At 67.2% G+C, this 11,389-nt stretch carries 6 protein-coding genes and 1 pseudogene; 1 reads left to right on the top strand and 6 read right to left on the bottom strand.

Annotated features, from left to right (window positions below):
* A pseudogene (locus KQ305_RS14290) lies at positions 1-268 on the top strand (photosystem II D2 protein (photosystem q(a) protein)); the annotation flags it as partial.
* A gap of 128 nt (positions 269-396) precedes the next feature.
* Here the strand turns inward: KQ305_RS14290 and KQ305_RS14285 are convergent.
* From KQ305_RS14285 to KQ305_RS14260, 6 genes are all read right to left on the bottom strand, one after another.
* Positions 397-2,250: a hypothetical protein gene (locus tag KQ305_RS14285; protein ID WP_259726069.1), complete on the bottom strand. Its 1,854-nt coding sequence runs from the start codon at positions 2,248-2,250 to the stop codon at positions 397-399.
* 611 nt (positions 2,251-2,861) lie between these two features.
* The gene (locus KQ305_RS14280) at positions 2,862-4,934 is read right to left on the bottom strand and encodes an acyltransferase family protein (RefSeq protein WP_259726068.1); all 2,073 of its coding nucleotides are present in this window, start codon (positions 4,932-4,934) and stop codon (positions 2,862-2,864) included.
* Positions 4,931-5,875, bottom strand: a complete 945-nt coding sequence (locus KQ305_RS14275) for a lysylphosphatidylglycerol synthase transmembrane domain-containing protein (RefSeq protein ID WP_259726067.1) — start codon at positions 5,873-5,875, stop codon at positions 4,931-4,933. The genes KQ305_RS14280 and KQ305_RS14275 overlap by 4 nt, the downstream gene beginning before the upstream one ends.
* A gap of 58 nt (positions 5,876-5,933) precedes the next feature.
* Positions 5,934-7,337: a glycosyltransferase gene (locus KQ305_RS14270; RefSeq protein ID WP_259726066.1), complete on the bottom strand. Its 1,404-nt coding sequence runs from the start codon at positions 7,335-7,337 to the stop codon at positions 5,934-5,936.
* A complete protein-coding gene (locus KQ305_RS14265) occupies positions 7,334-9,784 on the bottom strand; it encodes a hypothetical protein (protein ID WP_259726065.1) in 2,451 nt (816 codons plus the stop codon). Before KQ305_RS14265 ends, KQ305_RS14270 begins: the two co-directional genes overlap by 4 nt.
* Positions 9,781-11,346: a glycosyltransferase family 39 protein gene (locus KQ305_RS14260; RefSeq protein ID WP_259726064.1), complete on the bottom strand. Its 1,566-nt coding sequence runs from the start codon at positions 11,344-11,346 to the stop codon at positions 9,781-9,783. The genes KQ305_RS14265 and KQ305_RS14260 overlap by 4 nt, the downstream gene beginning before the upstream one ends.
* Positions 11,347-11,389: the final 43 nt, after the last annotated feature.

Genomic DNA, 11,389 nt, shown 5'->3' with positions numbered 1-11,389 from the left:
GCGCTGGCTGCACTTCTTCATGCTGTTCGTGCCGGTGATGGGTCTGTGGACCAGCAGCATCGGCATCATCGGTCTGGCCCTCAACCTGCGGGCCTATGACTTTGTGAGCCAGGAGATCCGCGCCGCGGAGGATCCTGAATTTGAAACGTTCTACACCAAGAACATCCTGCTCAACGAAGGTCTGCGTGCCTGGATGGCCCCCGCCGACCAGCCGCACGAAAACTTCATCTTCCCTGAAGAGGTTCTGCCCCGCGGCAACGCGCTCTGATCGCAGATCTTTCCTTTCTCACTTCTGAGTACACTTAGTGCCCTTAGCAAGGGCACTTTTTTGTGTTCAATGCGCCTCTGAAGGCTGCGGCCATTTCGCCCGCTCGCTGGGTTTGCCCATGCAGGTGGTCAGTTCATTGTCGTCTTTTTGGATTTTCCTTCAGCGGATGGAAGGTAGGGGGTGCATGGAGGCTGAATCGACCAGCATTTGTCTTTTTTGGGAGAGCGGACCTGAATTCCCTTGGAGTCAGCAGCAGATTCGTGTCTTGAGTGCCAACCATAAAGTTGATTTTTCGAAAGCGACCTGATGGAGTACTGTTCAGGACCGGTCGCCTTGAGAAGCGATCGCTGTAAGCGCACGCTCAGCAATGACATCAGTAGGGTGGATGTCAGCAAGGAAATCAGTGGATAGAAAATCACCAGCTCGGTGAACTCAAAGCCGATCAGAGAGCCAATCCAAGGAAAGAACCGTGGATTGGGAGGTAATGCCAACAGCGCCAGTACCGTCACAGGTAGGAGGCAGGCACTGAGATGCATCAACTTTTGTTCACGAATCTTTCGCCTGCTTGCGATCGTCATTGCAGCGAGGACGAGAAATAGGACCAAGGCGGAAACGATCCAGAACGTCATCAGCTGCCCTCTGGATGTAGATAGAAATCTTGGCAGCCAATCGGATAGCGTCAGATGTTTCGGATACACGCTTGCCGACAGCGATATGTTGTCATCGAAACGAGCATAATTTGTGACCAGTGCACTTCTGATGAACTTGGTTGAGGCCAAGGGAACAGCCTGTTCTCCCCACGGTCCAGTCATGGGAAGGGGGAAGAGAAGATATCCGGACGTGATCAGGTTCGTCGCCAGCATGCCTGCGTAGGCCAACAGGGTGGCGCCTGCCAAGGTGCTTTTCATTTTGAGAGTGCGCAGCGCTAGGCCGACGACGCGAAAGGCTCCTCGCAGGCGATAGTTCTTGATCGCGGGCCTCTGATGCAGCAACTCCAGCAAGAGAATCAGGGCAAGGCCCAAGGCTCCTGAGAGCTTCAGCAGCGGCAGAAAAAGGGAAAGAGCCAGAGCCTGATCACGTCGCAGGCCAGGGCCGCAGAAGTAGACGATGTAGACCAGCATCAGCGTTGTCATTGATACCGCAAAATCCGCATCAAATGACACCAGTGAGTTCAGTGATTGAATCCCAAAGAGGAGGCCTGTGGCAAGATAGAGCAGGGCCCTTGTTGTTGTCTGTCTCGATCCATTTGGTTTCTCTGGCTTTTGAATTGATGCCAGGCTTGAGACGACCGTGAGGATGAAGGCTTCCAGGAAAATGAGGTTGAGTGACGGGGAGAGAATGAATCTTGAAGGGCTCAGATTCTGCAGTGAGACCTGGGCGAACTGCTGCAGGTTGAAAAATCCAAAGCTGAAATGAAAGTTGGCCAGTCCAAGTTCAGGGCCGAAGGCTTGGAAATGAAGTACGGACGGCAAATGATAAAGGCCAGTATCATATTGCAGTCCTAAGTAGGGAACGGAGAGAAGGTAGACGGCTGGCACAAAGAACAGCACACGCAGGCTGGCATCATTGATTGGGTTGATGGCATCGGTCCCGAAGCGTGAGGCCAGAGGCGATGTTATGGAACGCAATGGCTTCGGCACAGGCCAGTGATTGCTTTGCATCAGGGCCAGGAATCCGAGCAGCGCCACCACCAGCACGGCTGCCGTGGAGAGGCCGCTGCAGAATCGATGCAGCATCAGGATCGGCTGTTCGCCCGATCCGGTGAGACGTTCAATCAGCCCTGGCAGGATCAGTAGGATGTTGCAGACCACGCCAAAAGCGATGAGGCCGGCCAGAAGGTCAAGGCCGTCATTGCGCTCCTCTGGGACCTTCCGGCTTTGGCTATTGGTGCTGCCTCTGGCACCCGTCTTCAGCCTTGTTGCTGCGAGCAGTCCAAAACTGAAGAGTATGAAGACAGTAATGACGGCCAGTTGACTGGCCAAGGACGTAAGGGCGGGTGGCATCATCAAAGCCGGGAGACTGGTGGGGCACCCCACGAGATCTGAAACCTACCTGACATGAGTGTCAAAGCTTTGCACTGATGTCTTTCGATTCCTCTGCCATGCCGCCCACCCGTGAAGGCGCAGATGTCGTGGCGTGCCAAGAAGGTACTGATGTACCAGAATTCTCCTACGCAGATCTCTCTGGCCAGGGTGTTGCCAGGCCATCCGAACCTCCCCGCAGGAGTTGCCTGCGGCAAGGTTCAAAAAGTCGTTACAGTCACTGGGTCCTGTCAGCAGTGGCGTGGTGACGGCTCAAGGCTTCGGTTTCGGGGTTTCCCCGAAAACCGTTTCCAAGCCGTCCCGAAGGCGTCGCCGGCTGGCATCCAACCCACAGGAGGAGGTGTCCATGCCCCCAAGTTGTCCCATCCAGGGTCTGCTGATCGCGGAGAATGCCGGCTGATCACGGCTGCTGACTCCTGATCCATCGGTTCCGCGCCAGAGCGGACCCGGCGAGAGCCCCCGAAACCGTTGTCCCCAGGTTCATCTGGAGATTTTGGTTTCGGGGGCATCGTTAATGGACGGTACAAATGGTCGTCACTAACCCGCAGCGTTTATGGCGGGCTTTGCGCTTTCGGCGCCGACGTCAGCACCCGGCGAATCTCCTGGGCGGCGAGCCGCACCGCTGGCTTCGAAGGATGGGAATGCTCGTCCCGGTAGAGAATCGCCCCACCCTTGGAGCGGTAAGTGCAGGCCCCTTCGGGGCAGAAGAGGTCGAACAGATCGACCACCTGCAGCGTTCCCTGGTTATCCAGCTGCGTCAGCAGGTCGTCCAGAGGCTGGCGGCGGCGCAGGGACTCCGTCCGGCCCGGCATCAGACAGGGACCCCCGAAGGGCGAGAACCACTGGGGCAAGGCGCTGGCCGGATGGCAGTTCGCCTCCCGCGCGAAGGGCAGCCCGTTGAGCACCGCGAGGCGCACACCGCGCCGCGCCAGGCTGGCCGAGAAGTCGGTGAGGCCGACCCTGAGGGTCTGCAGGATCAGCCGGTTGCCAGGCCCTTGGCTGGGCGGCGAGAACATCACCATGTCGTTGACCAGGAAGACCCAGTCGCCCGGGGAGAGCCGGTCGACCAGTTCCGGCACCACCCGGTTCCAGTAGGCCCGATTGATGGCGGCGAAAGGGCCACCGCCGCCCACGGTGGCGAAGTTGGCCACCGGCGAGGCGGCCCAGGCCGAGGTGATCGTCACGGCGAAGTTGTCTTTGGCCACCAGGTCGTCGAAGGCTTCGGCGAAGGAGGCCGAGAAGGAATTGCCGACCACCAGCACCCGATGGCGGGCCGTGGCGAAGTCCCCGAGGGTGCAGGCCTCGAGGGGGATGGTTTTGTCCGCATCAGCCTCCTTGGCCAGGACGCAGGGTGCGCCTTGCCAGGTCCCGGCGGCGCCGGCCACCCGATAGGGATCGACCAGCGATTCCACCCCCATGCCCGCCGGGATCGGGTTGCGTCCGGCGTAGAGGCTGAACGGGGGCAGGTTGTCGACCCCGATCAGCAGGCCCGCCCCGGCCGCCAGGCTGCCCACCCCGATGGCGATTGTTCCCCCCCGCCGAGGCGCCCAGGAGGCCTGCCTCAGGGGCTGCTCCACCCAGCGGTAGGAGGCCAGCGAAAGAATCACGATCAGGGCGACCTGGAATGGCAGCGACCACCAGTGCAGGCCGATGGTCCAGCGGCTTAGGGACAGCACGCCCCAGTGCCAGAGGTAGAGGGAATAGGAGATCAGACCTACGGCCACCAGGGCCGGCAGGGTGAACAGGCGATAGGCGGCGGTGCCCTCCCTCAGGCTGCCGATCAGCGCCGTGGTGAAGCCAACGGCGGCGGCCGTGGCCGGGATCGCCCAGCTCAGGGGCAGCAGCATCACGCCCACCAGGCCCAGGGCCGGCGCCAAAGGCGGCACGCGGCCAAGCCCCCGGGCCGCCGCCGGCCAGACGCCGCCGGCGCAGAACAGCATGCAGCCGGCCCCCATCTCCCAGAGCCGTGGCGGCATCAGGAAGTAGGCGGCCGCCTGCTGGCTGGGGTAGAGCTGAACGAAGGTGATCAGAGAAGCGAGCGAAGCCACTCCCATGACGGCGAACAGGTTCCGTTGGCCACCGGCTCCTGGGCGGGCGAAGCCCGTCAGCCAGGCCACAAGGGGGAACAAGAGGTAGACCTGCTCCTCCACCCCCAGCGACCAGGTGTGGGTGAAGGGGTTGAGTTTGGTGGCGGTGCCGAAGTAGTCGGTGGCCTGCCCATGCAGGTAGACGTTGGAGAACCCGAACAGGGCGCTGATCCCCGTGCGCAGGGCCGTATGGGGGCGCGGGATCACCAGGCAGGACAGCACACCCACCACCACCACGAAGAGCAGCAGCGCCGGCACGAGCCGTTTCAGCCGGCGGCTGTAGAAGTCGAGCAGCAGATCGGCCAGGGAGCGGGCCGGGCGGCGGGTCAGGGAGGCGGTGATCACGAAGCCCGAGATCACGAAGAAGACGTCCACCCCCAGATAGCCGCTGGGCAGGAGCCGTTCATCGATGTGGTTGAGGATCACCGCCACCACGGCCAGGGCCCGCAGGCCGTCGATTTCGGGCCGGTAGCCGCTGGGCGAGGCGGGAGCGCGGCCTCTGGCCTTGGAGTCCGGAGAGCGAATCGCCTCGATCAAGCGCCCACCCCCTCGCCACCGTCCCTGTGGCGGGCCAGCACCAGCAATCCCACTGCGGTGGGAAGCAGCACAGTGCACACCCGCAGCACCAGGGTGACCGCCAGCGCCGCCGACCGATCGACACCGAAGGCCACCGCCAGGCCGATGGCCGTGGCCTCTGCAGTGCCGACGCCCGCCGGCAGGAAGGAGAGGACGCCACCGAGGGCCATGGCCGTGCGGATCACGGCAGCCTGGGTGAGGGCCAAGGGATCCCCCAGCGTCAGAAAGAGGCCCATCAGCGCCGCCGCCTCGATCAGCCACACCAGTGCGGCCAGGGCGGTGCCCACCAGCAGCGGCCAGGGCCGCAGCAGCCGGCGCAGCCGGCTCACTGCCCCGAGGGCTTCCCGCAGCAGCCGGGTCAGTCCGCGCCAGCGCCGGTGGGCCGGCAGCCGATCGAGGAACGCCTCCAGGCGCCGCAGGGCCGCCGGGTGGGTTAGCAGCCAGGCGCCGATGGCCAGGGTCCCCCCGCCAGCCAGCAGGGCCGGTAGGACGCGGCCCCCGAGCCCCCAGGCGAGCACCAGCAGGGCCCCGGCCAGGTCCGTCACCCGCTCCGCCAGGGTCACCCCGACGCCGACCTGCATCGGGATGCCGTGGCGCCGCTGCAGCCACAGCCCGCGCAGGGCCTCACCGCTGCGACCTGGCGCGGCCACCAGCGAGAGGCCGGCGGCATAGATCTGGCCGCTGGGACGCCAGGGCAGGGGGTGTCCCAGCTGCCGCAGATAGAACTGCCAGCGCTGGAACAGCAGCAGATAGCCCAGGACCACCAGCGCCGGCACCACGACCCAGCACCACCAGGGCAGCGCCGACAGGGAGCGCATCACGTTGGCGAAGCCGAACCAGAAACTGAGCCCCAGGTAGAGCACCAGGGTCGCCACCAGGCCAAGAAACCAGCGCTTTTTCATCAGCGGCGACGGCGACACCTGTGGTGGCGACGGGGACTTGGGGCGCACTCCTGGGCGCTCACGGCGTGAAACGCAGCTTCTGGGCCGCGTAGAGGCACATCCGCGCCAGGATCAGTCCCTCCTTCACGTGGGCGATGTTGGAGCTGCCGTAACTGCGTTCCTGGTACCGCACCGGCACCTCCACGATTTTGAGGTTCAGCTTGGAGGCACCGAAGAGCAGGTCGAAATCGCCGAAAGGGTCGAAGTCGCCGAAGTAGGCGCGCCCGGCCTTGAGGCGCTCGTAGTCGGCCTTCCAGATCACTTTGGTGCCGCAGAGGGTGTCCTTCAGCCGCTGGCGCAGCAGCCAGGAGAAGGCCGCGGCGAAGAAACGGTTGGCGGCCGTGTTCAGTGGCGGCATGGCGGCGCAGGTGCGGGGATACACCAGTCGGCAGCCGTTGACGAACTCCCCCCGGCCCTCGGCCAGGGCCTTGTAGAACCGCGGCAGGTCTTCGGGACGCACGGTGAGATCCGCATCCAGGATCATCAGCACGTCCCCCTCGGCCTGATCGAAGCCCAACCAGACGGCGTCCGCCTTGCCGCGGCCGCTCTGGCGCAGGGCCCGCAGCTGCAGTGGGCCGCAGTACGCAGCGCAGACCCGCTCGATCTCCGCCCAGGTGTCATCGGAGGAATGACCCTCCACGAACAGCACCTCGGTGGCCGATCCCAGCAGGGGCATGCGGTCGATGGCGGCGGCGATGTTGCCCGCCTCGTTGCGGGCCGGGATCACCACGCTGACGCTGGGCCGGCGCTGGGCCGGGGTGGCGGGACGGGCCACGAGCCAGTGGGTGAGCCCGAACTGTTCGAGCACAGGCAGCTGGCTCAGCCAGCGGTTGGCCAGGGGGCCGAGCACGGGAATCTGGCGCGGCAGCAGGCAGCGGTGCCCCTGCTTGAGCACCTCCCAGCCGGCCAGGTCGAGCAGGTTCTGCACGTCCCTGGGGGTGAGCCAGCTCTCGGGCGGCTGGGGCTGGCGAAGACCCAGGGTTTCCGCCGTCTTCAGCAGGGGCTGCCACAGCCAGTTGTGGAAACTCACTACCAGCCGGGTGCGGTCATGGCAGAACGCCGCCAGCCGCTCGATCACCCCTTGCACGTCTTCGAGGGTGTTGAGGGTGTTGGCCAGCAGGATCACATCGAACGGCTCGCTCTCTCCGATCGCCTCCGGGGTGATGGCCGCCGCTTCGGCGCAGACGATCCGCAGGTTGGGATGGGCCGCCCGGGCGGCGGCGGCGATGGCGGGGTCGCGCTCGATGCCAGCCCCGTGGCTCGGGTGGGTGGCGGCCAGCAGATCGCCCAGGCCGCAACCGATCTCGAGCACCCTTAGGCCCGGTGCGACCAGCAGCTGATGCAGCCGGTTCAGGTCCTCGTAGTAGGCCCGGTTGCGTCGGTGGAACCGTTGCAGGGCCTCGGGCTGAAGAGTGCCGTTCATCGCAGCAGCGCCAGGGTGCCGGCCACATCCAGCCGCAGGCCGCTGGCCACAGCCCGCAGTGTCCGCAGGGTGCGATTGCCGGGGTCCAGCCGGGCGGCGGCATCGAGCGCCACCTGGGCCTGGCCAGGGTGGAAGCGGTAGAGCTGGACGAAGCCGAGGGCCATCAGGGCATGGGGATTGCTGGGTTCGAGGGACACGATGCGCTGCAGGGTGTCGACGGCCCCATCGGCGTGCCGCTGCAGCGCCTGGGCCAGGGCCAGACCATAGAGGTCCTCAAGATCCCCCCCACCGGCGTCGGGGGGAGTCTCCTGGAGCCGGGCCCGCAGCAGCCGCTCCCCCTGGGCCAGGTAGGTCTGCTGGGGATCGCGCTGGTTGATCTGTCCCACCTGCCGGAACAGCAGATCCAGCTCGCCCTCGCGGAGCAGTCTCCCCAGCGCGAGCAGCTGGTCGATGCGGTTCGGGGGCGCCCCACTGTCTCCGCCGCCGCCATCGGCCGCCACCGTCAGCGGGAGCGGTGAACGTCGCAGGGCCAGCGGCTGCCCTTGGCGGTCAAGGGCGCGGGCCCGCAGCTGGTAGGTCCCGTCGGGCAGCCCGGCCGGCACCACCAGGGCCAGGCGTTCGCGGACCTCCAGGCAGGCGGAAGAATCGACGCGCAGCATCCCCTGGCCGATGCCGCGGTCATGGCGCCAGCTCGGCAGGCCAGCGCCGGCGGTTTCCGGTCGCCAGTCGAGCAGCAGCAGGCCGTCCCGCAGCTCGGCCGCCGGCCCCCGCAGGCGGCTCACCAGCACCGCCTCGCTGCCCGGACGCAGGGGGGAGGAGGGTTCGACGCTGAGGTCCAGCTGAAGGCTGGGATCCGCCCCGCAGGCCACCGGGGTCATCTCCAGGCTGAGCTGCCGCCGCTCGAAGAGCTCGGCGCTGCTGCCGTCGGGCAGCGGCCAGCTCCCGGCGGCCTGGAACGCCGGCGAACGGCGCACCATCCCATCGAGGGCGGCCTGGCGGTCGTCGCTCATCACCCCCTGGTCGCCCCCCTTGAGCAGGAACCAGTCGAAGCCGGCCAGGTCCCCGTCAAGCTGGTCAACGGGAGCCACGGTCTGGCGGGCGGCAACGCGAAACTTCTGACGGCGACCTTCGGCGTCGAGGTTGAAGGCGTTGAGCCCCTGGCTGTCGGGCAGCACCGCCAGGGTGGAGAGCTGCTCCGGGCTGCGCTGCCGGATCGTGGAAACGATCGCCTCCAGGGGCCAGGGGGGACCGGCGATGGGGGGCCGCGGCGGGAATCCGGTGGGGTTGGCCGCCAGGGCGAATTGGCTGGCCAGGGCGCCCCACACCCCGATTCCCACCACCGCCAGCCGCCAGCCGGTCGTCCAGCGACCGGCGGCCGAGGCCAAAAGGATCCCCAGGCCGAGGCACAGCTGGGGAACCAGGGGCAGCACGAAGCGGAAGTCCTTGGTGCTCATCAAGGTGGCCAGCAGCAGGCCCCCAAGCGGAAAGCTCAGCCACCAGGCGAGGCGCTGCTTCGGCCACCGGGAGGGTGGCGGGCTGCGGCGGAGCGACCTGCTCAGCAACCCTCCCGCCACCACCACCGCCACCAGGGCGGCCCCGGCCATCGTGGGCAGCAGGCGGGGATAGAACAGCCAGCCCGCCAGGGTGTTGGCCTCCAGCCCGTCCTGATACAGCACCCCCCACTGGCGGGCCTTGTTGACGGTGGAGAGGATCGTCAGCCAGTTCTGGCTCCACCAGGGCCAGGCCACGGCCGTCGCCGCAGCCAGCGCCAGCAGCGACTCGCCCAGGCGGGCCGGTCGGCCCCGCTGGACCAGGGCCGCCAGGGCCATCCAGGCCAGCGCCAGCAGGGGCAGCCACAGCATCACCAGGCCGGTCGGACGGGTCAGAACGACCGCCCCGAGCCCCAGGCCGCCCCCCAGACTCCAGAGCCACGGGTGCCGGGGGCGGGCCAGCACCCGCACGCTCAGCAGCCACCAGGTGGCTGTGAGCACGGCCGTCAGGCTGAAATCGATCAGGTAGTCGCTGCGCTGGTTGAGCAGGGCCGGGGAGACGCCGCAGAGAAAGGCGGCCCAGAGGCCAGCGGCCCGGCTGTGGGCCAGGCGACCCAGGCCGTACAGGCTCCCCAGCAGCAGCGCCTGGAACAGGCTGTTGGAGAGAATCGCACTGCCATAACCGGGCCCGAGCAGGCTGAACACCGGTGCCGTCACCAGATAGGTGAAGGGTCCCCGGTAGGTGGGGGTCTCGGCCCAGAGCCGCTGCCACCAGGAGGGGTCGAAGGGCGCGGCCTCACCCAGCACCTGCCAGACCCCCAGGGCGCGGCTGAGATGTTCCCCCTGGTCCCAGGCCGGCGGCTGGGTGTGGCGCTGCAGCCACAAAACATCCAGGAGAACACCCGCCAACCACAACCCCAGCAGGACCCAACCGTCCCGGTTCCGCGCCAGCCTCATCGGCCCGCTCCTGAGGCTTCGGCCAGCACCCAGGGCTCCAGTTCGGGGGCCTGCAGCCGCACGGGCCATCCGGTCGGCAGCTCCTGGCGCCGGATCCACACCCGCTCCCCTGCGGGGACCCGCTCCGCCGCTCCGATGCGGGGTATCAGGCTGGGGCTGGCCAGGGCCACCAGGATCAGCCCCGCGTGCTCCTCACCGCTGAGGGGGGCGCCGGCCGCGGCGGCGATGGGCCCGGCGGCCAGCGCCATCGCCGCCTCAGGGCGCGCCAGCGCCTGCCGCTGCAGGGGGCTTCTGTCGGTGAACAGGCCGGCCTGCACCAGCAGGACCAGGGCCAGCCAGGGACCGATCAGCAGGGCCCCCAGCCGGCGGGAGCTGGAGCGGCACCAGGGCACCAGGGCCCAGGCCAGGCCCAGGCCTCCCGCCGCCAGGGCGAACTGTTCTGGTGTCGGCGCGAGGCTGGCCACCCCATTGGCGACAAGACGTCCGGCCGGCGCCCCAGGCGAGAGCACCACCGCCGCCGCCAGCAGCAGGACCATTCCCAGGCCACCGAGGCCCAGGCTGGCCCAGCGGGCGCTCCTGTGGCCTCCGCTGCTCCAGGAGCGCAGGCCGGCGGTGGCCGCCAGGGCGACAAAGGGGGTGAGCTGAAGTCCGTAATACGGGGTCTTGGTGCGGAAGGCGCTGAGCAGGAGCAGCATCAGCAGGGGATAGAGGAGCAACAGCAGACGCCTGGATCGGTCCATCGCTGTGCCCAGCCAGCCACGCCAGCCCGCCAGGGCGAACAGACACCACGGAAAGGTATTGGCCGGCAGGTTCCACAGGTAATAGAGCGGACCGGCGCTGTAGACATCGCTCTGCGAGAGGTAGTGCAGCTTCTGCCACAGCCCCGCCACCACCGGCAGGCCAAGCTCCCGCAGGCTCAGGCCCAGCCAGAGCGCCACCGGCAGCCAGCCGAGGGCGAGGCCGAGCCAGAAGGCGGGTCGCCGCAGCACGGGCCGCCGCTCCAGCAGGGCAAAGGGCAGCAGGGCCAGCACGGGAAGCGCCACCATGAAGCCCTTGATCAGGACAGCCGGACCGATCCAGGCGCCAGCCAGTAGCGTCCAGTGCCTTTGTGGGGTGTCGCCGGCCCGCAGCAGCGCCAGCAGGCCCAGCAGCTCCAGGGCCAGCAGCGGCATGTCCTGGCTGGCCAGGTGGGCGTAGTCGAGCCACAGGGGGGTGAGCGCCAGCACGGCCGCGGCGAGCCAGCCGACTCCTTCACCTCCCAGCAGGCGCCTGGCGAGGGCCGCCGTGAGCAGCAGGGAGGCCACGGCGGCGACCAACGACGGCACATGGGCCACCCAGGGGCCCACCCCCAACAGCCGGTAGGCCGCGGCGATCAGCCAGGGCAGGCCGATGGTGCGATCGAACACCACCTGGTCCCACCAAGGGGGAGCCAGCCACTGGCCGCTCTGGGCGATCCAGCGGGCCTGCAGGGCGTAGTAGCCCTCGTCGTGGGCCAGGAAGCTGCGCGGCGCCGCCGTCAGAAGCAGGGGCAGGAAGGGCAACGTTGCCCAAAGGGCCTTCATGGGCGGCACTCTGGCAGCACCTCCGGGTACCGGACGTTGTGTT

The organism is Synechococcus sp. CS-1332, assembly GCF_025127995.1.
Taxonomy (GTDB): Bacteria; Cyanobacteriota; Cyanobacteriia; order PCC-6307; family Cyanobiaceae; genus Cyanobium.
Note: the sequence above shows the minus strand (reverse complement) of the source record. Positions and strands in the feature narration are given on the sequence as shown.